The sequence below is a fragment of the Bradyrhizobium nanningense genome (assembly GCF_004114535.1).
Classification (GTDB): Bacteria; Pseudomonadota; Alphaproteobacteria; order Rhizobiales; family Xanthobacteraceae; genus Bradyrhizobium; species Bradyrhizobium nanningense.
Window position 1 is genome coordinate 105,361 of record NZ_LBJC01000013.1, and the last position, 25,497, is coordinate 130,857.

The 25,497-nt window shown below is 63.9% G+C and carries 23 protein-coding genes; 11 read left to right on the top strand and 12 right to left on the bottom strand.

Annotated elements, in window-relative coordinates; translation table 11 throughout:
- Positions 1–73: 73 nt before the first annotated feature.
- The 4 genes from XH84_RS07900 to XH84_RS39590 all read right to left on the bottom strand — a co-directional run bounded on the left by XH84_RS07900 (position 74) and on the right by XH84_RS39590 (position 3,932).
- A complete protein-coding gene (locus XH84_RS07900; RefSeq protein ID WP_128918999.1) occupies positions 74–502 on the bottom strand; it encodes a CBS domain-containing protein in 429 nt (142 codons plus the stop codon).
- Between the two features lie 174 nt (positions 503–676).
- Positions 677–2,005, bottom strand: coding sequence for an oxalate/formate MFS antiporter (oxlT, locus tag XH84_RS07905; RefSeq protein WP_128919000.1), 1,329 nt, complete (start codon positions 2,003–2,005; stop codon positions 677–679).
- A 259-nt stretch (positions 2,006–2,264) separates the two neighbouring features.
- The gene (gene oxlT, locus XH84_RS07910) at positions 2,265–3,551 is read right to left on the bottom strand and encodes an oxalate/formate MFS antiporter (RefSeq protein ID WP_128919001.1); all 1,287 of its coding nucleotides are present in this window, start codon (positions 3,549–3,551) and stop codon (positions 2,265–2,267) included.
- Positions 3,552–3,794: 243 nt separating this feature from the next.
- Complete coding sequence (locus XH84_RS39590; RefSeq protein ID WP_164936198.1) at positions 3,795–3,932, bottom strand: hypothetical protein; 138 nt, start codon at positions 3,930–3,932, stop codon at positions 3,795–3,797.
- Between the two features lie 334 nt (positions 3,933–4,266).
- On the opposite strand from XH84_RS39590, the gene XH84_RS07915 reads away from it, so the two are divergent.
- Positions 4,267–5,592 carry an Hsp70 family protein gene (locus XH84_RS07915; protein ID WP_128919002.1) on the top strand — a complete coding sequence of 442 codons (1,326 nt, stop codon included), beginning with the start codon at positions 4,267–4,269 and terminating at the stop codon, positions 5,590–5,592.
- A 41-nt stretch (positions 5,593–5,633) separates the two neighbouring features.
- Here XH84_RS07915 and XH84_RS07920 read toward each other — a convergent pair whose 3' ends face one another.
- Positions 5,634–6,083 (bottom strand): c-type cytochrome, encoded by a 450-nt coding sequence (locus XH84_RS07920; protein WP_128919003.1) that lies wholly within the window; start codon positions 6,081–6,083, stop codon positions 5,634–5,636.
- Between the two features lie 194 nt (positions 6,084–6,277).
- Positions 6,278–6,721, bottom strand: a complete 444-nt coding sequence (locus tag XH84_RS07925; protein ID WP_128919004.1) for an SRPBCC family protein — start codon at positions 6,719–6,721, stop codon at positions 6,278–6,280.
- A gap of 195 nt (positions 6,722–6,916) precedes the next feature.
- Here XH84_RS07925 and XH84_RS07930 point away from each other — a divergent pair, with 195 nt between their 5' ends.
- Positions 6,917–7,885 carry an alpha/beta hydrolase family protein gene (locus XH84_RS07930; protein WP_245471651.1) on the top strand — a complete coding sequence of 323 codons (969 nt, stop codon included), beginning with the start codon at positions 6,917–6,919 and terminating at the stop codon, positions 7,883–7,885.
- Positions 7,885–9,015: an alpha/beta hydrolase family protein gene (locus tag XH84_RS07935; RefSeq protein ID WP_128919006.1), complete on the top strand. Its 1,131-nt coding sequence runs from the start codon at positions 7,885–7,887 to the stop codon at positions 9,013–9,015. The genes XH84_RS07930 and XH84_RS07935 overlap by 1 nt, the downstream gene beginning before the upstream one ends.
- Before the next feature lie 306 nt (positions 9,016–9,321).
- On the opposite strand, the gene frc is transcribed toward XH84_RS07935, so the two are convergent.
- From frc to XH84_RS07950, 3 genes are all read right to left on the bottom strand, one after another.
- On the bottom strand, positions 9,322–10,599 hold the full coding sequence (gene frc / locus XH84_RS07940; protein WP_128919007.1) for a formyl-CoA transferase: 1,278 nt from the start codon (positions 10,597–10,599) through the stop codon (positions 9,322–9,324).
- Between the two features lie 66 nt (positions 10,600–10,665).
- Positions 10,666–12,399, bottom strand: coding sequence for an oxalyl-CoA decarboxylase (oxc, locus tag XH84_RS07945; RefSeq protein WP_128919008.1), 1,734 nt, complete (start codon positions 12,397–12,399; stop codon positions 10,666–10,668).
- 61 nt (positions 12,400–12,460) lie between these two features.
- A complete protein-coding gene (locus XH84_RS07950; RefSeq protein ID WP_164936202.1) occupies positions 12,461–13,156 on the bottom strand; it encodes a GntR family transcriptional regulator in 696 nt (231 codons plus the stop codon).
- Between the two features lie 350 nt (positions 13,157–13,506).
- Here XH84_RS07950 and XH84_RS07955 point away from each other — a divergent pair, with 350 nt between their 5' ends.
- The 8 genes from XH84_RS07955 to XH84_RS07990 all read left to right on the top strand — a co-directional run bounded on the left by XH84_RS07955 (position 13,507) and on the right by XH84_RS07990 (position 23,697).
- A complete protein-coding gene (locus XH84_RS07955; protein ID WP_128919009.1) occupies positions 13,507–15,636 on the top strand; it encodes an acetate--CoA ligase family protein in 2,130 nt (709 codons plus the stop codon).
- Between the two features lie 57 nt (positions 15,637–15,693).
- Complete coding sequence (locus XH84_RS07960) at positions 15,694–16,533, top strand: IclR family transcriptional regulator (protein WP_128919010.1); 840 nt, start codon at positions 15,694–15,696, stop codon at positions 16,531–16,533.
- A 108-nt stretch (positions 16,534–16,641) separates the two neighbouring features.
- Positions 16,642–17,442: an NYN domain-containing protein gene (locus XH84_RS07965; RefSeq protein ID WP_128919011.1), complete on the top strand. Its 801-nt coding sequence runs from the start codon at positions 16,642–16,644 to the stop codon at positions 17,440–17,442.
- A gap of 83 nt (positions 17,443–17,525) precedes the next feature.
- Positions 17,526–19,328, top strand: coding sequence for an adenine deaminase C-terminal domain-containing protein (locus XH84_RS07970; protein WP_128919012.1), 1,803 nt, complete (start codon positions 17,526–17,528; stop codon positions 19,326–19,328).
- Positions 19,329–19,480: 152 nt separating this feature from the next.
- Positions 19,481–21,271, top strand: coding sequence for a glyoxylate carboligase (gene gcl / locus XH84_RS07975; RefSeq protein WP_128919013.1), 1,791 nt, complete (start codon positions 19,481–19,483; stop codon positions 21,269–21,271).
- 14 nt (positions 21,272–21,285) lie between these two features.
- Positions 21,286–22,071, top strand: a complete 786-nt coding sequence (gene hyi, locus XH84_RS07980) for a hydroxypyruvate isomerase (protein WP_128919014.1) — start codon at positions 21,286–21,288, stop codon at positions 22,069–22,071.
- A 241-nt stretch (positions 22,072–22,312) separates the two neighbouring features.
- Entirely contained in the window at positions 22,313–23,200 is an 888-nt protein-coding gene (locus tag XH84_RS07985) for a 2-hydroxy-3-oxopropionate reductase (protein WP_128919015.1), read from the top strand.
- Positions 23,201–23,313: 113 nt separating this feature from the next.
- Complete coding sequence (locus XH84_RS07990) at positions 23,314–23,697, top strand: DUF1236 domain-containing protein (protein ID WP_128919016.1); 384 nt, start codon at positions 23,314–23,316, stop codon at positions 23,695–23,697.
- Positions 23,698–23,742: 45 nt separating this feature from the next.
- Here XH84_RS07990 and XH84_RS07995 read toward each other — a convergent pair whose 3' ends face one another.
- The 3 genes from XH84_RS07995 to XH84_RS08005 all read right to left on the bottom strand — a co-directional run bounded on the left by XH84_RS07995 (position 23,743) and on the right by XH84_RS08005 (position 25,369).
- Positions 23,743–24,120, bottom strand: coding sequence for a VanZ family protein (locus XH84_RS07995; RefSeq protein ID WP_128919017.1), 378 nt, complete (start codon positions 24,118–24,120; stop codon positions 23,743–23,745).
- A gap of 77 nt (positions 24,121–24,197) precedes the next feature.
- On the bottom strand, positions 24,198–24,794 hold the full coding sequence (locus XH84_RS08000; protein ID WP_164936199.1) for a thiamine pyrophosphate-dependent enzyme: 597 nt from the start codon (positions 24,792–24,794) through the stop codon (positions 24,198–24,200).
- A gap of 8 nt (positions 24,795–24,802) precedes the next feature.
- The gene (locus XH84_RS08005) at positions 24,803–25,369 is read right to left on the bottom strand and encodes a thiamine pyrophosphate-binding protein (RefSeq protein ID WP_128919019.1); all 567 of its coding nucleotides are present in this window, start codon (positions 25,367–25,369) and stop codon (positions 24,803–24,805) included.
- Between the last annotated feature and the right edge of the window lie 128 nt (positions 25,370–25,497).

The window sequence follows — 25,497 nt, forward strand, 5'->3', positions numbered from 1 at the left end:
GGGACGAAAGATCCGGTCCGGCTCGGAAGGATCCGAGCCGGGGCCGGCAGTCGCAGGGGAAGGGGCGTATCGTTTAGGCGGCGGCTTGCGGCGTGCCGTTGAGAGCCTCGTCAACGGCAGCTGCGATGTCGCGCATGCTGATGACGGAGACGAGGCTGTAATCGTCGATCACCGGCAGGTGGCGGATGTGGTGCCGGTTCATTAGGTGCCGGACGTGCTCGATCGTGTCGCTCGAGGTGCAGGACACGAGCTGCTGCACCGAGACGAGCTGCGAGACCTTGACGTTGACGGCGTTTGCGCCGTGCTCGGCAACGGCGCGCACCACGTCGCGCTCGGTGAACATGCCGACCGCAGTGTTTCCTTCCGAGCGGACCACGTCCTTGACCACCAGCGCGCTGATGTTGTTGGCGCGCATCAGCTTGGCGGCGATACCCACCGTTTCGTTCATTCGCACCGTGACAACGCGCGGCGTCTTCTTGCGCAGAATGTCTCCGACCAGCATTGCAACCTCCCTGGGTGAATGTTGGGTGAAGTGTGGTATACATAATGCCAATCGTCAAGCACTGGATTTGGCGGATCCGAAAAATCTTGCGACAACGATACTGACGTTTGTTGTCGAGGCAAAAAGAAAGGGGCGCATCGCTGCGCCCCTTTCTCGTCGTGCGAACTTGTGCAGTTATGCCGTCTCGGTCTTTGCGGTTGTCTTGGCGATCGCGGCCTCGGTGCTCTCGGCTTCATTGCCGAGGATGAAGGAGCGGCGCAGCGGCTTGATCACGAACAGCGCCATCAGCGCCGCCGTCGCGTTCAAGGCCACCGCGACCACGAACACGGCTTTCCAGCCATAGGCCGCCGAGATCACGCTTGCGAGCGGAACGAGCAGGGAAGCGGTGCCCTTCGCGGTGTAGAGCATGCCGTTGTTGGTGGTCGCGAACTTCGAGCCGAAGGTGTCGCCGCAGGTCGCGGGAAACAGCGAGTAGATCTCGCCGAACACGCCGAAGTAAACCGCGGTCGCCAGCACGAAGACCAGCGGGATGTGACCGTAGGCCGACAGCGTCAACAGCATCAGCGCGGCGGTGCCGAAAGCGATGAACATGGTGTGCTCTCGGCCGATCGTGTCGGAGACGAAGCCGAAGAACGGGCGGCCGAAACCATCGAAGATGCGATCGAGCGAGATCGCAAAGGTCAGCGCCGCCATCTGGAAGCCGGCGAGCGTGACCGGCGTGTTCGCGATCTTGAAGTCGTGCGCGATCGGGGCGATCTGCGCCGCGGTCATCAGGCCGCCCGAGGCGACCATGACGAAGACGAGGTACATCACCCAGAAAATAGGGGTGCGCAGCACTTGCGGCGGGGTGAAATCGATCTTGGTCTGCGGCAGATTGAGCTGCTTCTTCTTCGGCGGGATCGAGAGCCGCGGCGGCTGGATGAAGAAGGCGAGCACGAACACGATCAGGCCCTGGCCGATGCCGAAAGTGAAGAAGGCGTGCTGATAGCCGCTTGCGGCGATCATCTGTGCGATCGGCACGATGGTGAGCGCGGCACCGGCGCCGAAGCCGGCAGCGGTGGCACCGGCGGCGAGGCCGCGGCGGTCCGGAAACCATTTCAGCGCGTTGCCGACGCAGGTGCCGTACACCGCGCCCGCGCCTATGCCGCCGATGATAGCGGCCGCGTAGAGCAGGGTCAGCGAGTCGGCATAAGAGTTGAGGATCCAGGAAAGCGCGATCATCACGCCGCCGAACATGATGACGATGCGTGGGCCGTATTTGTCGACGAACCAGGCCTCGACCGGCACCAGCCAGGTCTCGGTGACGACGAAGATGGTGAAAGCAAGCTGGATCGCGGCGCGCCCCCAATGATGGGCCGCATCGATCGGATCGACGAACAGCGTCCAGCCGTATTGCAGATTGGCGATCATCGCCATGCAGACGATGCCCATGCCGAGCTGGAGCCAACGGAAACCGGTGCGAAGAGGCGCGGCCGTGACGGCGCCATCCGTGCTGGAAATCATCAAGAACCTCCCAACGCGCCTGATTGATTGCGACTAGGGATTGCAAGATGACCCAGTGTCGCAAATGTTGTGGCTTATCGTCGCAAGCGCGGCGCGGAGCTTGGTATACCATATCCCAGAATGCAAGCCCTAACTTGGCTCTCCGTCCAAGAAAATGTGCCGGCTCCGCCACGGGCATTGACGCAGGGGCTCGCCAAACGAAAACGCCCGGCCGTGAGGCCGGGCGTCTGCTCGAGGAAGAGCGGCGTAAGGCGCCTCGTCAGAGGGTCGATTTTGCGACCACGACCTTGCGCCAGGGCTTGAGCACCGCGATCGCCAGCAGCGAGGCCAGGATATTGGCGCCGGCCGCGATGATGAACACGTTGTCCCAGTGCCCCGTAGTCTGCTGCACGTAATTGCCGAGTGGCACCAGGAGCGCGGCGGTGCCCTTGGCGGTGTAGAGCAAGCCGGCATTTGTGGTCGCGAACTTGGCGCCGAACGTGTCGGTGCAGGTCGAGGGGAACAACGAGTAGATCTCACCCCAGGCAAAGAACACGAAGCCGGACAGGATCACGAACCAGATCGGATCGTGGCCCCAGAGGTAGAGCAGCCAGATGCCGACCCCTTCCATGCCGAAGGCGATGAACATCGTGTTCTCGCGCCCGATCATGTCGGAGATCCAGCCGAAGAACGGGCGCGTCAGGCCGTTGAGCACGCGGTCGATCGTGGCCGCGAAGGTCACGGCCGTCATGGTCATGCCGATCAGCGTCACCGGAACGGCATCGACCTTCCAATCGACGCCGATCGGCTTCAGATTCGCCGTCACCATCAGGCCGCCTGCGCCGACGATCACGAACATGAAGTACATCAGCCAGAAGATCGGCTGACGCAGCACCTCGGTCGGCTGATAGTTGCGCCGGGTCTGCAACAGGCTGGCATTCGCCACCACGGTCGGCACCTGGCCCGCCTTCGGCGCGATCAGGAAGAAGGCGAGGATGCAGATGAGGATGCCCTGGCCCAGGCCGAAATAAAGGAAGGTGGTTTGGAAGCCACTGTCCTTGATCATGGCCTGGATCGGCGCGACCGTCAGCGCGGATCCTGCGCCGAAGCCTGCGGCCGTGATGCCCGCGGCAAGACCGCGCTTGTCCGGAAACCACTTCAGTGCGTTGCCGACGCAGGTGCCGTAGACGGCGCCGGCGCCGATGCCCGCGATGATCATGCCGAGATAATAGCCGTTGAGCGTGGTCGCCTGAGCGTTGATCGCCCAGCCGATGGCGCAGAGCACGCCTCCGATCAGCACGACCAGCCGCGGACCGTATTTGTCGACGAACCATCCTTCGATCGGCACGAGCCAGGTCTCGAACAGGACAAACAGAGTGAAGGCCCATTGGATCGACGCGCGATCCCAGCCGAACTTCTTCTGAATGTCGGGGACAAAGAACGTCCAGCCGTATTGATAGTTGGCGATCATCACCATCGCGCCTACACCGATCGCCAGTTGCGCCCAGCGATACGTGTCGCTAACGCGCGCGGTGGTAGGGGCCGTTGCCTGCACCATGTCCGTCATAAAGCCTCCCGTGGCGCTTCTAATTTTTCTGCGAGCGCTAGAGCGGCATTCTTGTATGCATTATGCCAAGCTTCAAGCACTGGTCCGGTCACCGTGCGCAAATGTCGCAGCGTTGACGGCTGCGGTTGTGACTCGGGACAGCACAAGTAGAAATGGCCCCGTCTCGCGGGGCCATTCATCAAAAGTCGTATGCGAGCTGCCGTGGAACCGTCCCGAGCTACGCGGCCGCTCGGGAAAGGTGGCTCACAGGCCGAAGCGGGGCAGGTCGCCGTTGTGGTTCGAGATCTCGGCGCTCGCCATCAGGAAACGGTCGACCGCGGCCAGAAAGCGGCTGAACAGCGAGGTGGACGGAGCGAAGGCGACGGAAGCGGTCTTGGCCATTGGAAATCCCTTTCTCGAGACGATCAGTCTTGGCGTCTGGTTCGAAGGAGAATTTATGTATACCAGATGCCAGCGTCTATGCATTTGTTTGCATGGCAGCATGCGACATCCCGCATTGCAGCATAATGCGGGGTTAATGCGGCCGGTTTCGGGCTTAGATTGACCCCGCAAAAGGGGCTCAAGCCTCTTGGAGGCGCTCTTCTGACGCGAAAGGCCCCGAAATCAAGGGACTATCGGGTGCACACTGAAGAGGACGGCCAGGGCCAAGGCCTTGGCAGGACAAGTCAAAGCCGCTAGTGGTCTGCCCCCTTCCAATCATCTGTCAGAGTGGTTCATGTCGAGCGCCTCGCCCGCCGTCTCGATCGGCATCGATTTTGGGACCAGCAATACGGTCGTCGCGCTTGCGGCGGACGATCGCCGGGTCGAGGCCATCCGCTTCGATCACGGCGGACAGCGCCACAGCGTCTACGTGTCGGCGCTGTGCTTCTGGGAGGACCGGCCGGGCGCCGGCGCCCAGGCCGAGGGCGGCCCATGGGCGATCGAGACATTCCTCGAAGGCCGCCACGTCTACCGCTTCCTCCAGTCGTTCAAGACCTTTGCGGCGAGCAGCAGCTTCAACACCACGCAAGTATTCCGGCAGCGCTTCAAGTTCGAGGACATCCTGGCGGCGTTCCTGCGGACATTGGCGCGCCATGGCGGCGAGAAGTTCGGCTTCGAGACGTCGACCATCACGGTCGGCCGCCCGGTGCGTTTTGCCGGGGGCAATCCCGACGAGGCACTGGCGATGCAGCGCTACCGTGCCGCGTTCGAGCGCCTGGGCGCCGGCCATGCCCGCTATGTCTACGAGCCCGTGGGCGCGGCGTTCTCCTTTGCCCGAAGGCTTGAGCGCGACGCGACCGTGCTGGTCGCGGATTTCGGCGGCGGCACCAGCGATTTCTCGGTGATGCGCTTCTCGCGCGCGGGCGGCCACTTGCGCGCCGAGCCGCTCGGCCATGCCGGCATCGGGATTGCCGGCGACACGTTCGATTACCGCATCGTCGATCATGTCGTCTCGCCGCGCCTGGGCAAAGGCTCCAGCTTCCGCTCCTTCGACAAGGTGCTGCCGATCCCCAGCGGCCATTACACCAATCTCGCGCGCTGGCATCAGCTGGCGATGATGAAGAGCAACGGCGATCTGCGCGAGCTCCGGGAGCTTGCGCGCACCGCGCTGAAGCCAGGTCTGCTCGAGGACTTCATCACCATCGTCGATCTCGACCTCGGCTTTGCACTGTACCGCGCAGTGTCGGACGCCAAGGTCGCGCTGTCGGCGCAGGACGAGGTCGACTTCCGCTTCAAGGGCGGCGGGGTCGAGATCGGATCGTCCATCACGCGGAAGAATTTTGAATCCTGGATTGCCGACGACATCGCCCGGTTAGGTGCCACCGTCGACAAGGTGCTGGCCGAAGCCGGCATCACCGCGCGCGAGGTGGAGAAGGTGTTCCTGACCGGCGGCACCTCCTTCGTGCCGGCGGTGCGAAAACTGTTCGCCCAGCGCTTCGGCAACGAACGGCTGATGTCGGGCGACCAGTTCGAGTCGATCGCCTATGGGCTTGCGCTGATCGGGCACAGCCCGGATCCGGATCGATGGACGGCAAGCGGCGGGCTCGCCGCCAAGGCGTAGCAGGCGGCGAGCAGCGTGCCCGCGGCGACGCTGTTCGGTCGCTATTTCTGCTGAATTCGGTTCAGGTAATCGATCACGGCGAGAATGCGCGTCCGCACGACGACCTCCGGGTTTTGCTGCGGCCCGGCCTTTTGCCAATAATAGGGATCGACGGCGTGAGGCAGGTTGACGATGGGATTGAACCGTTCGCCCCATATCGGCATCTCACGAGTGCCGTGAGCTGTGACTGATTTCGACCCATATATGGTTTCGTAGACGGCGTTGGTGGGAAACACCCCGTTGTTGTTCCTGGTCAACATGGTCAGGTCGGAAGGCGGTGTCTTGAGCTGGCCGCTGACCGGTCCCTTGCCCTTTGCATCGGCGCCATGACAACTCGCGCACGAAGACTGAAATTCCGCCTTGCCGATGTCGACTTCTTCGGCCTTGGCGGCGGTCGCGAAGCCAGCGGCTAGACCGGCAATGATCAACCATTCGAGAGCAGATCTCATCATCTCGGCTCCGACCGCAGGGAAGACTTCTGCTCCTAGCCGCTTTGTCCTTCTGACAGTTTGACGCACATCAAGATCGCACACCAGTGCGTAGGGTGGGCAAAGGCGCGGAGCGCCGTGCCCACCGTCTTCCCGATGTTCAGAGAGCATCGCTGGGCACGCTGGGCCTTACCCACCCGACTAGACTGATGTCGTCGCTACTGATTGATCTCCGGCTCGACCAGCTTGGCCAGATTGCGCAGCGATTCCTGCCAGCCGAGATAGCAGGCCTCCGGCGGGATGACGTCGGGAATGCCGGCCTGCGTGATCTCGATCTCGGTGCCGACCGAGACCTTCTTCAGGCTCACGGTCACCTGAATTTCGCCGGGCAGGTTGGGATCGTCGAACCTGTCGGTGTAGCGCAGGCGTTCGCCGGGCACGAGCTCGAGAAATTCGCCGCCGAACGAATGGCCGTTGCCCGTCGTGAAATTCCGGAACGACATCTTGAACGTGCCGCCGACCTTTGGCTCGAAATGATGCACGGTGCAGGTGAAGCCGTTCGGCGGAAGCCATTTCGCCATCGCGTCCGCCTCCAGGAAGGCGCGATAGACCTTCTGCGGGCTGGTGGCGAGAACACGGTGCAGGCGGATTGTGCTGGGCATGGTTGTTATCCTCAGTGTTTGATGAGCCCGAGATTGGCGTCTATGGCCCATTCATGTCACGAGGACGACCGGGAAGCTGCGGATCCGACAGGGCATCACGAATATTTTGCTTCATAGGCGCGGGGCGCGCAGCCTCGAGGCCACAATTCCGCTCTCGTTCTCGTTCAACTCCTGCGCGAAATCAGGGGGCTTCCGTTGCGTCAGACGCTTTGGGCTTTTGCCGTCGTTCTCTGCGGTCTTGGGTCGCATGCGCAAGCCGCGGGCATTCAGCTTCTCGAGTCCGATCCGGCGCTGTCGGGCGCGATCTGGTATCCATGCGCGGCTGAGCCGACGCATGTTGCGCTGGGCAAGCTTTCGGTCGGTGCTGATTTCGACCTGAAGGGCGCGAGGAATTGTCCCGTCACAGGCGCGAAACTCCCGCTCATCATCTTTTCGCACGGTCGGGGCGGCTGGTTCGGCCAGCATCACGACACCGCGGAGGCGCTGGCTGATGCGGGCTTCGTCGTCGCGGCCATCAACCATCCCGGTGACACCGCAAACGATTCCTCGCGGCGCAATACCCTGTCCCTCTGGGGCTCGCGTCCGACGGATATCGTTCGTTTGCTCGATTTCATGCTGAACAATTGGAAGGATCGGGCGGCGGTCGATCCCGCCCAGGTCGGGTTCTTTGGTTTCTCGAGTGGCGGTGCGGCCGGCCTCGTGCTGATGGGGACCAAGCCGGATTTCGAGAGGGTCGCTAGCCTCTGCAAGGAGACGAGCGGCGCTTGCGCGCAGCTTCACAATGGAGAGACGCCGCCCGAGCCGATACAGGATGCGCGTATTCGCACCGCTGTCATCGTTGACCCCGCGCCGGGCGTCCTGACGCGGGAGAACCTCGCCGTCGTCAAGGTGCCGTTCCAGTTCTGGCGCTCGCAGTTCGGCGGGCCCGGCGTCGGCGACGGTTCGGGCACCGCGCGCGTTGCCGAAGAGCTGCCGGGCAAGCCGGAGATTCACGTCGTGCAGGCCGGCCACTTTGCATTCCTTGCCCCGTGCTCGGCCGAATTAGCCGCGGCTGTCCCGCGCATCTGCACCGACACGCCGGTCGGATTCGACAGGCTGGGCTTTCACCGCGAATTCAATGCGGCGGTGGTGAAGTATTTTCGCGAGCAGCTCGGAGAGCACTGATGGGGCGACTTGGCTGCACGATCGCGCTGCTCGTGCTTCTGCTGTCACCGGCAGCGGCCGATCCCGCTCTGCCGGGTCTTGTTCGGCAGGGTCGACTGATCCCGATCACGCTTGGCGATGGAAGCCAGGTCAAGCTCGAGACCATGGTCATCCGCCCGGATCGGCCGGGGCGCTTTCCGCTGGTCCTGCTGGTTCACGGTACAAACCCCGCCACAGGGCAAGCGTTTCGGGCGGCGGCAGCGCAACAATCGCCGTCCGATCTTCTCAATCCTGCCGTCGCGTTTGCCCAGCATGGTTATGCCGCCGCGTCGATCATGCGACGGGGTTTCGGTCGTTCAGAGGGACCGTTTGCCGAGACGCTTTCCGGACCATGCGATGATCGGGACTATCTGGCCGCCGGGCGGATCGCGGCTGAAGACGTCATCGGCGCCGTCGGCACGCTTCGTGATGAGCCCTGGGTCCAGTCCGATCAAGTCCTGCTGATGGGGCATTCGACCGGCGGCTTTGCGGTGACGGCTGCGGCGGCGAGCAATCCTGCCGGCGTCGTCGGCGTCCTGAATTTCGAGGGTGCTCACGGCTCAGTCCCCGGTCGAACCTGCAGCCCGGATCATCTGGTTGCGGATGTTGGCATCTTCGGCCGCACGGCGCGGATCCCAGCGCTTTGGATCTATTCGGAGAACGATCATTATGCTCCGCCGGCTTTGGGTCGTCGCATGCTCGAGACCTACGTCGCCTCGGGCGCGCCGGCGCAGTTGCAGATCTTACCGCCCTTCGGCGTCGAGGGGCATGCCGTGTTGCCGATGGGACCCGCCGACATCTGGTGGCCCGCGGTGGAGAGCTTCCTGAATCGTCTGCGCTTGCCGAGCTCGCTGGTTGTCGAGCTGCCTCCGCCCGCCGCCATTCCGCCGCCGTCGCTGCTCAACGCGGCGTGCACGGGCTATTTCGATGCCTACGTGAAGGCGTGGACCGACGTCAAAGCCTATGCCTGGAATCGTGACGGACATTGCAGCTCAGTCACCGTCGCCCAGCGAACGATCGACGACGCAAAGAGCGAGGCGATGCGCCAATGCGTGGCCGCATGGAAGGAGTGCTCGCTCTATGCGGTCGGACAGGCGCTGGCGCCTGGATAGAGCTGTTTCTCTCCGCCAGATTCGAAACGGGCCGGCCCCGGCTGTAGGCATTAGCGGACAACCGATCTTGTGCTTGGTTCGTTAGGCTAGATCGTGCGCCCTTTCGGATGATGGCATAATGTCCTGTTTTGCCCGACCGCGCAAAAGGTGATTTCGCTAAAACAGAAATTATCTTTGAAGCCAAGACGTTGGCTACTGTGCATGGGGTTGTTTTCAGATTTTTGGTTTGGGCCTATGACAACGCCCCTCATGCAAAAAGGGCCGCCCGTTCGGGCGGCCCTAACGTTTTGGTCGAGGCGGTGCGGCTTACTCCGCGGCCTGCTTCTGCGGCGGGTCGAGGGCGCCGGACTTGTGGATCTCGGCGACCTGGTGGTCCGAGAAGCCGAGCACCTGGCGCAGGACCTCGTCGGTGTGCTCGCCGAGCAGCGGGGAGCGCTCCACCTCGCTCGGGCTATCCGACAGCTTGATCGGGTTGCCGACCGAGATGTACTTGCCGCGGGTGGGGTGGTCGACTTCGACCAAGGTGCCGGTGGCGCGCAGCGACTGGTCCTCGATGATCTCCTTCATCGACAGGATCGGGCCGCAGGGGATGTCGTCCTTGTTGAGGATTTCCATCGCCTCGAACTTGGTCTTGGTCATCGTCCACTGTTCGATGCGGGCGAAGATCTCGTTGAGGCGCGACAGCCGGGCCGGCGGCTTGGCGTAGTCGGGATGGGTCTTCCAGCCGGGTTCGCCGATCACGTCGCAGATCTTCTCCCAGACCGGCGCCTGGGTGATGAAGTAGAGGTAGGCGTTGGGATCGGTCTCCCAGCCTTTGCACTTGACGATGCGGCCGGGCTGGCCGCCGCCGGAATCGTTGCCGGCGCGCGGCACGGCGTCGCCGAACGGAATGCCTTCGCCGTACTGGCTGTATTCCTTGAGGGGGCCGTGGGCGAGGCGCTGCTGGTCGCGCAGCTTGACGCGGGCGAGGTTGAGCACGCCGTCCTGCATCGCGGCGGTGACGCGCTGGCCCTTGCCCGAATGCGTGCGCTGATACAGCGCGGTGACGATGCCGAGCGCCAGGTGCAGGCCGGTGCCGCTATCGCCGATCTGCGCGCCGGTGACGAGCGGAAGACCGTCGCGGAAGCCGGTGGTGGAGGCGGCGCCGCCGGTGCACTGCGCGACGTTCTCATAGACCTTGCAGTCTTCGTACGGTCCCGGGCCAAAGCCCTTGATCGAGGCGACGATCATCTTCGGGTTGATCTGTTGGATCTTCTCCCAGGGGAAGCCCATGCGGTCGAGCACGCCGGGGCCGAAATTCTCGACCAGCACGTCGCACTTCTTGATCAGCTCGGTGAGGACTTCCTTGCCCTTGGGGTTCTTGGTGTCGAGCGTGATCGAGCGCTTGTTGTGGTTGAGCATGGTGAAATACAGGCTGTCCACGTTCGGGATGTCCTGCAGCTGGCCGCGGGTGATGTCACCCACGCCCGGACGTTCCACCTTGATCACGTCAGCGCCGAACCACGCCAGCAGCTGCGTGCAGGTCGGTCCGGACTGGACGTGGGTGAAGTCGAGAATGCGAACGCCCGTGAGCGCTTTGGTCATCGTGTTGCTCCGTACTCTTTTGTCTGCCCCCGCCAACCGCAGGGATTAAGGGTTGATGGGGTGGACTTATTTCTTCTTCTGCAGGACGCTCTGCGGATTGAGGTTGCCGATGCGGCCGCTTTCCGAGCCCGCGGCCGGATCGATCACCGCATTGATGAGCGTCGGCTTGCCGGACTTCATCGCTTCGTTGACGGCGCGCTTGAGCTCGTCGGGCGAGGTGGCATTCACGCCGATGCCGCCGAAGGCTTCCATCATCTTGTCGTAGCGCGCGCCCTTGACGAACACGGTCGTCGCAGGATCGGCGTTGGCGCCGTTGACGTCGGTGCCGCGATAGATGCCGTCATTGTTGAAGATGACGACGCAGATCGGCAAATTGTAGCGGCAGATGGTCTCGACCTCCATGCCGGAGAAACCGAAAGCCGAATCGCCTTCCACCGCCAGCACGGGGTGGCCGGTCTCGAGCGCGGCGGCGATCGCCTGGCCCATGCCGATGCCCATCACGCCCCAGGTGCCGACGTCCAGACGCTTGCGCGGCCGGTACATGTCGATGACGCCGCGGGCAAGGTCGAGCGTGTTGGCGCCTTCGTTGACGAGGATCGCCTCGGGATATTCCTTGATGACGTTCTTCAGCACGCCGAGCGCGCCGTGATAGTCCATCGGCGACTTGTTGTTCATCAGCTTCGGCGCCATCTTGGCGACGTTCTCTTCGCGCTTGGACGAGATCGCCTTGGTCCATTCGGCGGGCGGGGCGGTCCAGCCCGCTCCCATCGCCTGGTTGAAGGCGGAGACGACCGAGCCGATGTCACCGACCACGGGCGCGACGATCTCGACGTTGGAATCCATCTCGCGCGGCTCGATGTCGACCTGGATGAACTTCTTGGGCGCTTCGCCCCAGCTCTTGCCCTTGCCGTGCGACAGCAGCCAGTTCAGTCGCGCGCCGATCAGCAGCACGACCTCGGATTCTTTGAGCACGGTCGAGCGGGCCGCACCGGCGCACTGCGGATGGGTGTCGGGGAGCAGGCCCTTGGCCATGCTCATCGGCAGGAACGGCACGCCGCTCTTCTCGACGAAATTCTTGATCTCCTCATCGGCCTGCGCGTAGGCGGCGCCCTTGCCGAGGATGATGAGCGGACGCTTGGCGCTCTTCAGCACATCTAGCGCGCGTTTCACCGAAGCGGGCGAGGGGATCTGCGCCGGGGCTGCGTCGATCACCTTGACCAGCGACTTCCGGCCGGCATCGGCGCTCATGACCTGGCCGAACAGCTTTGCCGGCAGGTCGAGATAGACGCCGCCGGGACGGCCCGAGACCGCGGCGCGGATGGCGCGGGCAAAACCGATGCCGATGTCCTGGGCGTGCAGCACGCGATAGGCCGCCTTGCACAGCGGCTTTGCGATCGCGAGCTGGTCCATCTCCTCGTAGTCGCCCTGCTGGAGGTCGACGATCTCGCGCTCGGAGGAGCCCGAGACCAGGATCATCGGGTAGCAGTTGGTGGTGGCGTGCGCGAGCGCGGTGAGACCGTTGAGGAAGCCGGGCGCGGAGACCGTGAGGCAGACGCCGGGCTTCTTGGTGAGATAGCCGGCGATGCCCGCGGCGTAACCGGCGTTCTGCTCGTGGCGGAAGGAGATCACACGAATGCCGGCGGCCTGCGCCATACGGCCCAAATCCGTGATCGGGATGCCCGGCACATTATAGATGGTGTTGATGCCGTTCAGCTTGAGCGCGTCGATGACGAGATGGAAGCCATCCGTCAGTTCCTGCTCGGTGCCCGGTGCCTCGGACTTGGTCGCGGTATTCAGCATGGGCCTTCTCTCCCTGGTCTCAGATAGTGGGGCGAATTGTTCGCCCTTCTGGTGAACGTTGCTAAGTGAAGAGTTCCTGACCATGCGCTTCGACGTAAGCGGCAAGGCCAAGGGTGTGGTCGCGGGCGCGCTTCTCGGCGAGCTCGGTGTCGCGCGCTTCGAGTGCTTCGATCATGCCGAGATGCTCGGGGAGCGAGGTCGCGGTGCGGTCCTTGCGTCCGATGGTCAGCTGGCGATAGCCGCGCACGTGCAGCAAGAGGTCGTTGGTGAGATCGACCAGCACCGGCGATTCCGACAGCGAGATCAGCGCCTGGTGGAAGGCGATGTTGGCCTTGGAATATTCCTCGACGTGATCTTCCGGCAGGCGGTCCTTGCCGAAATCCTTGAAGAAGTCGCGCAGCGCCGTGATGTCCTTCTTCCGCGCGGTGGTGGTGATGAGGCGCGCGGCCATGCTCTCCAGCGCCGCCCAGGCGCGGATCATGTCGACGATCTCGCTCTTGGTCCGGCGCACCACCATGATGCCGCGGCGTGGAACCGTCTTCACGAAACCATCTTGTTCCAGCATCGCGATGGCTTCGCGGATCGGCGTACGGCTGACACCCAGGCGCTCGGACAGCGCGCGCTCGTCGAGCATCACCGGCTCGGGCGTCGAATAGATGTCCATCTTGAGGATGGCTTCCTTCAAGGCGTCATACGCCTTGTTCTTGAAGCTGCTCTCCGGGGCAATACGAACGATTGCGATGTCTGCCTCGGCCATGTTCGGCAACGCCTTGGTTGGTTTCCGTAGTGACACGACGAATCTCCTCCAGTGGGAGTCGTCTTTTACAGGAATATTAACGGGAAAGTTTTTGGCATACCACATGCCAGAATGTCAAGGCGGCTATTTTTTGCGGCGTTCCGAGCCATGCACTAGCTTGACAAGTTGGCTCCTGGCATACCAAATGCCATCGCCAGCCATTTTTGATCCAAGGCGGCGGAGTCATCTCAGGCTTTATGCCGCTCCGGCCCGCGACATGGAACAGAGCGCGGCGAATGGCAAGCATCACGGGCAGCCGCAAACACGCGCGCGCTTTGCAAAGAACGAACTGAGGTCAAGGGAGAAGCCACATGTCCAATTCCAAAGATGCCGTCCGCAAGGTGCTTGACCAGGTCAAGGCGGACAACCGCACCAGCCTGACGGCCCCGGAAGGCAAGCTGGTCTGCGACGCCTACGGCATTCCAGTGCCGAAGGAGGGCGTGGCCAAGTCGGCGGGCGAGGCCGGCAAGATGGCCTCCGCGATGGGCTTCCCGGTGGTGATGAAGATCGTCTCGCCGGACATTCTCCACAAGACCGAAGCCGGCGGCGTCATCGTCGGCCTTAAGACGGCCGATGAGGCCGAGAAGGCCTACGAGACCATTCTCGGCAACGCCAAGAAGTACAAGGCCGACGCCAAGATCGAAGGCGTTCAGGTGCAGCAGATGCTGGCCGGCGGCACCGAAGTGATCGTCGGCTCGATCACCGACGGCTCGTTCGGCAAGCTGGTCGCCTTCGGCCTCGGCGGCGTGCTGGTCGAGGTGCTCAAGGACATCACCTTCCGCCTCGCGCCCGCGACCAAGGAGGACGCGCTGTCGATGCTCGACGGCATCCAGGCGCATGAGATCCTGAAGGGCGTGCGCGGCGGAGAGCCGGTAAACCGCACCGCGCTTGCCGACGTCATCGTCAAGGTCTCGCAGCTCGTCACCGATTTCCCTGAAATCGTCGAGCTCGACCTCAATCCGGTGTTCGCGACGCCGAAGGGCGCGACCGCCGCCGACGTCCGCATCGTCGTCGACTTCGCCTATGTGCCGAAACCCAAGCCGCGCCCGACCGAAGAGATCGTGGCTGCGATGAACCGCATCATGCAGCCCAAAGCGGTCGCCGTGGTCGGCGCCTCCGCCGAGGACGGCAAGATCGGCAACTCCGTGATGAAGAACCTCATCAACGGCGGCTACAAGGGCGATATCTATCCGATTCACCCCAAGGCCGCCGAGATCCTCGGCTACAAGGCGTATAAGAGCGTCAAGGACGTCCCTGGCGTGATCGACGTCGCGGTGTTCGCGATCCCCGCCAAGTTCGTGGCCGCGGCGCTCACCGAATGCGGCGAGAAGAAGATCCCCGGCGCGGTTCTGATTCCGTCGGGCTTCGCTGAAGCCGGCGCGCCGGAGCTGCAGGCCGAGATCGTCGAGGTCGGCAAGAAGTACGACATCCGCCTGATGGGGCCGAACATCTACGGCTTCTATTATACGCCGGCCAATCTCTGCGCGACCTTCTGCACGGCTTACGACGTCAAGGGACATGCGGCGCTGTCGTCGCAGTCGGGCGGCATCGGCATGGCCATCATCGGCTTCTCGCGTTCGGCCAAAATGGGCGTTTCCGCGATCGTCGGCCTCGGCAACAAGTCCGATATCGACGAGGACGATCTGCTCGCCTTCTTCGAGCAGGATCCCAACACGAACCTGATCGCGCAGCACTGCGAAGACCTCAAGGACGGTCGCGCCTTTGCGGAAGCGGCAAAACGCGTCTCCAAGAAGAAGCCGGTCGTCGTGCTCAAGGCCGGTCGCACCTCGGCCGGCGCCAAGGCGGCCTCGTCGCACACCGGCGCGCTCGCCGGTAACGACAAGATCTACGAGGACGTTCTGGCGCAGTCGGGCGTGATCCGGGCCCGCAGCCTGCGGCAACTGCTCGAATTCGCCCGCGGCGTGCCCGTGCTGCCGACGCCGAAGGGCGAGAACGTGTTGATCATCACGGGTGCCGGCGGCTCCGGCGTGCTGCTGTCGGATTCCTGCGTCGACAACGGCCTGTCGCTGATGTCGATGCCGCCGGATCTCGATGCGGCCTTCCGCAAGTTCATTCCGCCGTTCGGTGCGGCCGGAAATCCTGTGGATATCACCGGCGGCGAACCGCCGATCACCTACGTCAACACGGTGAAGCTCGGCCTCTCCGATGAGCGCATCCATTCGTTGATCCTCGGCTACTGGCACACCATCGTCACCCCACCGATGGTGTTCGCCCGCAACATGGTCGAGGTGAAGAAGGAGATGGAGGCCAAGGGTTTTGTGAAGCCGATCGTGGCGTCACTGGCCGGCGACGTCGAGGTCGAGGAGGCCGCCGAATATCTCTACCAGAACGGCATCCCGGCCTATGCCTATTCGACCGAGCTTCCGGTCGAGGTGCTCGGCGCCAAGTATAAGTGGGCGCGCGGCGCGGGCCTGCTCTAAGACGAAGACTTTCACCTCTCCCCGTCCGCGGGGAGAGGTGGTAAGGGTCAGGTCGCGATGAGCAAGAACGTGATCCGGCGTAAATCCCTCGAAGCTCGGCCTGCAGCGGAGGCCGATCGTGACGGCGGCGTGCAGTCCGTCGACCGTGCGCTGTCGATCCTGGAAACACTGGCCGAGGACGACGAGGGCTACCGCCTCAGCGATCTCGCGATCCGCACGGGCCTGTCGGCCTCCACCGTACATCGCCTGCTCGCGACGCTGGAGAGTCGTCGTTTCGTGCAGTTCGACCGCGCCGAATCCAAATGGCATGTCGGCGTGCGCAGCTTTACCGTGGGCGCGAGCTTTGCGCGGCGGCGCAATTTCACCGCGCAGGCCATTCCCTATTTGCGCAAGCTGCGCGATCTCACCCGCGAGACCGCCAATCTCGCGGTGGTCGACGACGAATTCATCATCGTGCTGACCCGCATGGAGAGCCGCGAGATCATGCGTTCGCTGACCAAGGTGGGCGGCCGCGTTGCGATGGTGACCTCAGGCGTCGGCAAGGCCGTGCTCGCGACCTATTCCGACGAAGACGTCGGCGCCGTCATCCGCCATCACGGCATGCCACGCCTCACTGAAAAATCCATCGTGCGACCGAGCGACCTGTTCAGGGAGCTCGCAACGATCCGGAAGCAGGGCTTCGCGGTGGATGACGAGGAGGCCGAGATGGGTCTGCGCTGCGTCGCCGCAGTAGTCTACAACGCGCTGGCTGAACCGTTGGCAGCGATCTCGGTCTCCGGCCTGACCAGCCGCGTCACCGACGGGCGGCTCCCGGAGATCGGCCGCGTGGTGCGCGAGGTGGCGGCGGAACTCACGGTGGCGCTTGGGGGCGTGACGCCGGCGATTAAGGCGGATTGAGCCGGGTTTGCGCTCCCAAGCGCCGCATTCAAATAAATCAGCTCTGGCGGCAAGCGCCCAGACATCGGTATATCCGTCCACCGTTGTCGCGTCCTCTTGGGGAATGTCATGCCTTCCGAGCTCCGTTCGCCGCGTCTCGCGGTTCTGATCGACGCCGACAATGCCTCCGCGAAGATTGCGGACGGACTGTTCGAGGAGATTGCCAAGATCGGCGAGGCCAGCGTCCGCCGCATCTACGGCGACTTCTCCAACGCGCGATCCAGGGGCTGGGCCGACATCCTGTCGAAGCACGCCATCATCCCGCAGCAGCAGTTCGCCTATACGACCGGGAAGAACGCCTCCGACATCACGCTGGTCATCGACGCGATGGACCTGCTTCACAGCGGCCGGTTCGACGGCTTTTGCCTGGTGTCGTCCGACGGCGACTTTACCCGCCTGGCCGCCCGCATCCGGGAGCAGGGCGTCGATGTCTTTGGGTTCGGCGAGCAGAAGACGCCCGAAAGCTTCAGACAGGCCTGCCGAAGGTTCGTCTACACGGAGAACCTCCTCGCCGGCACCGCGGCCACCCAGGACGCTGCCTCGAAGTCAGCGTCGCTTCAGCCGCCCGATGCTGCCACGCCCATCATCAAGAAGGTCATCACCCAGATGGAGAGCGAGGACGGCTGGGTCGCGCTTGGTGAAGTCGGGCGGCAACTCGCCAATCTGGCTTCCGATTTTGATCCAAGGACTTACGGCTTCCGCAAGCTGAGCGACCTCGTGCGGAAGACGAATTCGTTCGAGATCGACGAGCCGAAGGGTCGCGCGATGCGGATTCGGGTCAAGGCCGCCGCCGCGCCGCCGCGGAGAAGGCGGAACCCGCGCAGATCTTCGGCAGCGGGGACGGCAGGAGGTTCGGCGCCTAAAGCGTAAGCACAGGTGCCGTTTTATTTGAATTGCCGAGCCGGCCCGCGGGCGCAACCATTGCTGGGCTGTTTCGGTCACGCGAGGGCCCCATGACAACACTCACCCGCTTTGCCGTCGCGCCGCTGCACGGCATGACGCGCCGCCTAGCCGACGTCGCTTCCGCGCGCCTCGCGCCCGAACTCGTCATCACTGGCGCTCGGGTGCTTTCGACCTATTCGGAGCGCATCCACGCCAACCGCGAGGTCTGGGTCACCGGTGGCCGCATTGCAGCCGTGAAGCCGACCGGAGCAGCGAAGAAGACCTGGAGCAGCGTGCCGCTCTACGACGCCGCCGGCGGCATCGTCGCACCCGGCTTGGTCGATCCGCACATCCACATCGAATCCTCGATGGTGACGGCCTGCGCTTATGCGGAGGCAGCGCTGCTGAACGGCACCACCACGATCTTCTGCGACAGCCACGAGATCGGCAACGTCATGGATGTCGCCGGCGTCGAGGCGATGCTGGAGGACGCGCGCCAGGCGCCGCTCTCGATTTTCTTGACGGTGCCTTCGACAGTCCCTGCGACGTCGGCTGAACTCGAGACGGCTGGCGGTGATCTCACGCCCGACAAGATCGCGGGTCTGTTCGATCGCTGGCCCGAAGCCGTGGCACTCGGCGAGAAGATGGACTTTGTGCCGGTGACGATGGGCGACGAGCGCAGCCATGCGATCCTCGCTGCCGCCCTGAAGCGGGGACGGCCGGTGTCCGGCCACGTCTACGGCCGCGAATTCGTCGCGGCCTATGCGGCGTCAGGCGTCACCGACACGCACGAAGCGATCGATCGCGACATCGCCGACGATCTGCTCGACGCCGGCGTCTGGGTGTTCCTGCGTGGCGGCCCGCCGACGACGCCCTGGCACTCGCTGCCGCAGGCAATCCGCACCATCACGGAGCTCGGGGCCTCGCACAAGCGCACGGCGGTGTGCACCGACGACCGCGATGCCGACGATTTGCTTCTGTTCGGTCTCGACTGGGTGGTGCGCGAAGCCGTCAAGGCGGGGATGTCGCCGGAGCAGGCCTGGTCGATGGGTTCTCTGCATGGCGCGGCGCGCTTCGGCATGGATGGCGACATCGGCGGGCTCGGCGGCGGCCGCCGCGCCGATCTGGTGCTGATGGACGATCAGCTCAAGCCGCAATGCACCTGGTATGGCGGCGAGCTCGTGGTCGAGCATGGCAAGATCACGCCACGTCTCGATCAGGCACTGTCGCAGCGCTATCAATATCCTGACGCGGCTTACGCGACCGTGAAGCTGCCGGGGAAGGTCAAGCTGACGCCGGAGCTTCCGGCAAAAGCGTGTACGGTCAACGCGATCAAGACCGCGCTGCCCGGCATCACGCTGATCCATGAGAAGGTGGCGATCGAACCCACAACGGACTGGCCGTCACTGTTTGAACGCTACGGCCTGTGCTTCGTCACCGTGGTCGAGCGGCATGGAAAATCCGCCGGCAATGTCGCCTACGGCCTCTTGAAGGATTTCGGCCTCAAGCGCGGCGCGGTCGCCTCCAGCGTCGGACACGACAGCCACAACATCATCGTCGCCGGTACCAACGAGCCCGACATGCAAGTTGCCATCGCCGCCATCAAGGCGCGGCAGGGCGGCGTTTGCGTCGTTGCCGACGGCGAGGTGAGGGCGCTGGTCCCGCTGCCGATTGCGGGCCTCCTGTCCGACAAGCGCGTCACAGAGGTGGCCGAAGAGGTCAAGGCGTTGAAGGAGGAATGGGCGGAGGCCGGCTGCACCATTCCCTACATGGGCTTCAATTTGATTCCCTTATCGGTCATTCCGGAAATTCGCATCACCGACAAGGGCCTCGTGCTGGTGCCGCAGATGGAGCTGGCGCCGCTGTTCGAGTGAGCCGCTTTCACGCGTTTCTGTATCTAACCGATTGAGGTTGCCGCAATTTCTCTGCGGCTGCCGCATCGTGGAAAATAAAACCGATCTCGTTGAGATCGGCTCCTGCACGCCTGATGATCTCGCTCGCTGACGCAACTCAAGCGAGGTCCGATATGGCGAAGATGCGAGCCGTCGATGCAGCCGTCCGAATTCTGGAGAAAGAGGGCATCTCGACCGCCTTCGGAGTTCCCGGGGCCGCGATCAATCCGCTTTACTCGGCGCTGAAGAAGCGCGGCTCGATCCGCCACATCCTGGCACGGCATGTCGAGGGCGCTTCGCACATGGCGGAGGGCTACACCCGCGCCAAGGCCGGCAACATCGGAGTCTGCATCGGAACCTCGGGGCCGGCGGGCACCGATATGATTACCGGGCTTTATTCGGCGATCGCCGATTCCGTTCCGATCCTCTGCATCACCGGGCAGGCGCCGCGCGCGCGGCTCTACAAGGAGGATTTCCAGGCGGTCGATATCGAGTCGATCGCAAAGCCCGTGACCAAATGGGCGGTCACCGTGCGCGAGCCGGCGCTGGTGCCGCGGGTGTTCAGCCAGGCTTTTCACGTCATGCGCTCGGGGCGGCCGGGGCCGGTGCTGATCGACATGCCGCTCGACGTGCAGCTCGCCGAGATCGAGTTCGACGACGAGACCTATGAGCCGCTGCCGGTCTACAAGCCCACCGCCACGCGCAAGCAGGTCGAGAAGGCGCTGGAGATGCTCAACGCCGCCGAGCGGCCGCTGATCGTCGCGGGCGGCGGCATCATCAACGCCGACGCTTCGGATCTGCTGGTGGAATTCGCCGAGATCGCCAACGTGCCGGTGGTGCCGACCCTGATGGGGTGGGGTGCGATCCCCGACGATCACGTGCTGATGGCCGGCATGGTCGGCCTTCAGACCAGCCATCGCTACGGCAACGCCACCATGCTCGAATCCGACTTCGTGCTCGGTATCGGCAACCGCTGGGCCAATCGTCACACCGGCTCGGTCGAGACCTACACCAAGGGCCGCACCTTCGTGCATGTCGACATCGAGCCGACGCAGATCGGGCGCGTGTTCAATCCCGATCTCGGCATCGTCTCGGACGCCAAGGCCGCGCTCGAGCTGTTCGTCACCGTCGCCAGGGAGTGGCGGCGGGCAGGCAGGCTCCGCGAGCGCCAGGCGTGGCCTGCGGCCTGCCGCGATCGCAAGAAGACGATGTTGCGCAAGAGTCATTTCGACAACGTTCCGATCAAGCCGCAGCGCGTCTATGAGGAGATGACCAAGGCCTTTGGTCGCGACACCTGCTACGTCACCGTGATCGGCCTGTCGCAGATCGCCGGCGCGCAGTTCCTCGGCGTCTATCGCCCGCGCAACTGGATCAATGCCGGGCAGGCGGGACCGCTCGGCTGGACCTTGCCCGCCGCCCTCGGCGTGCGCGCCGCGTGCCCGGATCGCGACATCGTCGCCCTGTCTGGCGATTACGACTTCCAGTTCCTGATCGAGGAGCTTGCGGTCGGGGCGCAGTTCAATCTGCCCTACATCCACGTCGTCGTGAACAATTCCTATCTCGGCCTGATCCGCCAGGCCCAGCGCGGCTTCGAGATGGACTATCACGTCCAGCTCTCCTTCGAGAACATCAACGCGCCCGAGATCGGCGTCTACGGCGTTGACCATGTCGCGGTCGCCGAAGGCCTCGGCTGCAAGGCGATCCGCGTCACCGATCCGAAGGACGCACAGGCTGCGTTCGCGAGCGCGCGCGAATTGATGGCCAAGCATCGCGTGCCCGTGGTGGTCGAGTTCATCCTCGAACGCGTGACCAACATCGCGATGGGCACGGAGATCGACAATATCGTCGAGTTCGAGGAGGTGCTGGACCTGCCGCTCGACGAGGTCGAGCGGGCGCGCCCGGGCGTGCTGCAGCCGGCGGAATAGGGGAGGACCGTATCATGCCGAAATTCGCCGCCAACCTCACCATGCTGTTCAACGAGATGCCGTTCCTCGACCGCTTCGCAGCGGCGAAGGCGGCGGGCTTTTCCGGGGTCGAGTATCTCTTTCCCTACGATTTCGATAAGGCGCAGCTGCGCGAGCAGCTCGAGGCCCACGGGCTGACCCAGGTGCTGCACAATCTGCCGGCCGGAAACTGGGCGGGGGGCGAGCGCGGCATCGCGATCCTGCCCGATCGCACCGCCGAATTCCGCGACGGTGTGTTCCGCGCCATCGACTATGCCAAGGCGCTCGATTGCGAGCAGCTGAACTGCCTCGTCGGTATTGCGGCTGTGGATGCCGATCCGCGCGAGCTTCAGGAGACGCTGGTTGGGAATCTGCGTTTTGCCGCCTCGACGCTGGCGCGCGAGAACATCAAGCTGCTGGTCGAGCCGATCAACACGCTCGATATTCCCGGCTTCTTCCTCAACGGCACCGAGCAGGCGGTGCAGCTGATCTCGGAGGTGCGGTCGAACAATCTGTTCGTGCAGTACGACATCTATCACATGCAGATCATGGAGGGCGATCTCGCCCGCACCATGCAGGAATATCTGCCTGAGATCGCCCACATCCAGCTCGCCGACAATCCCGGCCGGCACGAGCCGGGGACCGGCGAGATCAATTATCCCTTCCTGTTCCGCCACCTCGACGCGATCGGCTATCGCGGCTGGATCGGCTGCGAATACAAGCCGCGCACCACGACGCTGGAAGGACTTTCGTGGCACGCCGCGCAGACGTTCGAGACGTAGAAGATATCGAAGCCACAGTGACGGTGCGCTCCCTCTCCCGCGTGCGGGAGAGGGCTGAGGAGAGGGTGTGTCCGCAATGGGATTCGCGCGGTGCGGTGAAAATCCCCAAGCGGATAGAGCCCTCACCCGGCGCGCGGGACGATGCTTCGCATCGCCCGGACGCGCCGACCTCTCCCGCAAGCGGGAGAGGTGCACCGAGCCTGCGGATGAATCTTGCATATGCAACTGAGGAAAGCTTGACATGATCGACATCGGCTTCATCGGACTTGGCACCATGGGACGGCCGATGGCCGGCCACCTCCTTAGCGCGGGCCATCGCGTTCTCCTGCACGACGTCGCGCCCGTCGCGCCGGAGCTGATTGCGGCGGGCGGCGTTGCCTGCAAGTCGGCCAAGGAGGTCGCAGAGGAGGCCGATGCCGTGATCGTCATGGTGCCGGACACCCCGCATGTGGAGGCCGTGCTGTTCGGCAAGGACGGCGTTGCCAGCGGCATCTCCAAGGGCAAGATCGTCGTCGACATGAGCTCGATCTCGCCGCTCGCGACGAAGGAGTTCGCCAAGAAGATCGAGGCGCTGGGTGCCGACTATCTCGATGCGCCGGTCTCAGGCGGGGAGGTCGGCGCCAAGGCAGCGAGCCTCACCATCATGGTCGGCGGCCCGGAGCGGGCCTTCGGCACCATGAAGCCGGTCTTCGACAGGATGGGCAAGAACGTCACGCATGTCGGCGCCAATGGCGACGGCCAGACCACGAAGGTCGCCAACCAGATCATCGTCGCGCTGACGATCGAGGCCGTGAGCGAAGCGCTGCTGTTTGCGTCCAAGGCTGGTGCGAACCCTGCGCTGGTGCGCAAGGCGCTGATGGGCGGATTCGCCTCCTCGCGCATCCTCGAAGTGCACGGCGAGCGCATGGTGAAGCGCAATTTCGATCCCGGCTTCCGCATTGAGCTGCACCAGAAGGATCTCAATCTCGCGCTCGAAGGCGCGCGCTCGCTTGGCCTGTCGCTGCCGAGCACGGCGGTGGCGCAGCAATTGTTCTCGTCCTGCACGGCTCACGGCGGTAAGGGCTGGGATCATTCGGCCATGGTGCGAGCGCTGGAACTGATGGCGGGCCACGAGATAGCAGCCAGCTGAACTGTTACGCGGTAACACTCTCCAGCTTTGGAGCATCCTTCGGCATGCGGGAACCGGAACAATGATCCGGCCCCGCGGTTGAAGGCGCAGGACAACCACTGGAGATAAGCAACATGAAAACCCGTCTTGCGATTACGTTGGCTGCCGCGTCGCTGCTGGCGTCGAGCGCAGCCTTTGCCCAATCGACGACCGAACAAGGCGCCAGGGACGGCGCACGTGCCGGTGGCGACATCGGCGGACCGATCGGCGCAATGGTTGGCGGCACCGTCGGTGCAGCCGTCGGCGCCGGCCTCGAAATTCCGAATGCGGTGCTGGGCGGAATCCCGCGCGACGATTCGGTGGTGATCCACGAGCGCGTCGTGGTCGGCGAGCCGCTGCCGCCGACCGTGGTGCTCCGCCCCGTGCCGAATTACACCGAGTATCGCTATGCGGTCGTGAACAATCGCCGCGTGATCGTCGAACCGCGCACGCGCCGCGTCGTTAAGATCATCGACTGATCGGCGGTAATTGTTAAGCGTTGAGAAGAGAGGCCCTGCGGAGCGTCACTCCGCGGGGCTTTCGCTCGTCACGGCAGGGCTTGCGCGAAAGCGCGAGAGCAGCCAATCGGCCGAGGCCGCGAGCGCAAAGCCGATGCAGGCGGTGAGCGCGTCCACCAGAAAATCCTCCAGCCGGGCGTGGCGTCCGGGTGCCCAAAATTGCATCAGCTCAAGTACGCCAATCAGGATCACCGCGGCCGCGGTGCTCTGCAGGCGCCGGCGCGGATAGGCGAGGCCGAAGGCCAGCCCTACCAGGATGAATGCGAGTGCATGTTCGCCGTCCTGGCCGAAGTCGGAATGAGGCCGCAGGCCGGGGGGACCGAGGGTGGCGAAAGTCACGGCGGCCGCGAGCAGCCAGGCAATGGATCGAACCAAAATGGACATCCGGTTCGCTTAGCACAGATTGCCAGCGGGCCGGTACAGCCCCCCTATCAGATCGGCGTGTAGTTAATGACGAAACGTTAAAGTGGCTCGCGCACGCCGAGCCCGTGCATGAAGCGCTCCCGGATCTGCACGGGATCACGCCGTGTGGTGCCGACGCCGGGCTTGTCGTCGATGCGGACGGCGATCAGGTGTGGCTCGGCGGCGGACATCGCCGCTTCGACCAGACGTTCGAAATCCTCCTCGTCCGCAGCCCAGGCGCTGTTGGCAAGGCCGGAGCCGATGGCAATGGCGACGATGTCCGCGACGCTTGCCGCAGGTGTCGGCTGGGCGCCGGTAATCTGGTAGATGCCGTTGTCCATCACGACCATGATGAGGTTCTTCGGCTTCAACGTCGCAATGGTCGAGAGTGCGCCGAGTTGCATCAACAGCGAGCCGTCGCCTTCCAGCGCGAAGACGCGCCGATCCGGCTGCGCCAGCGCCACGCCAAGCGCGATCGGGAAGGCGAGCCCCATGCTGCCCAGCATGTAGAAGTTCTGCGGGCGGTGGCCGGCGGCCCAGAGGTCGAAATTGGTGTTGCCGATGCCGCCGATCACGGCTTCCTCGTGCTTCAGCTTTGCGATCAGGCGCGAGGTCACGTCGAAGCGGTTCATCACCTTGGTGTTGCGCGTGGTCATGGCGGCGCTCACTTGTCGAAAGTCTTGCCGCCGGTGAGCAGCGGGTTGAGAATCAGTGCGACCGGCGCCTGCGTGGTGACGGCCTGCTTGATCGAGCGGTCGGCGATGAATTCGAGCTCGTCGAGCCGGGTGATGGTGTGATGCTCGAGCGCCAGCGAATCCAGCACCGGGCGCATGGTGCGGCAGACCAGCGACTGCCCATAATTGAATTCGCCGAGCGTGCCGCGCTCGGAGACGAACATGATCAGCGGGATCTGGTAAGGCACCGCCAGCGAAGCCAGCACGTTGGCGAGTGTCGCAAAGCCGGAGGTCTGCATCAGCACCGCGCCGCGCCGACCGCCCATCCAGGCGCCAGAAACGATGCCGACCGCCTCCTCCTCGCGAGCGGTGGCGAAGGTGGTGAAGAACGGATCGGCGTGCAGATTCTTGATCAGCGGCGTCAGCACGCGGTCGGGCACGTAGGGGACGAGGCTGATCTCGTTTCGTTTCAGGGTTTGCAGGACGATGCCGTGCCAGCTCCCATCGCTGGACCCCTGTGCCGCCTGGGGCGAAGTCTGCTGTTCCGCAATCGCCATTGCGTTCTCCCTCGCGTCGCGATGCTTTTTGGTCTTTGCCATCGCCATTGCGTTGGCCGTCGCGGCTATCGGCAGAACTTGACGGAGCGGGCGGGATTGTCAACATGTCCGGGCCGGCACCGTGATCT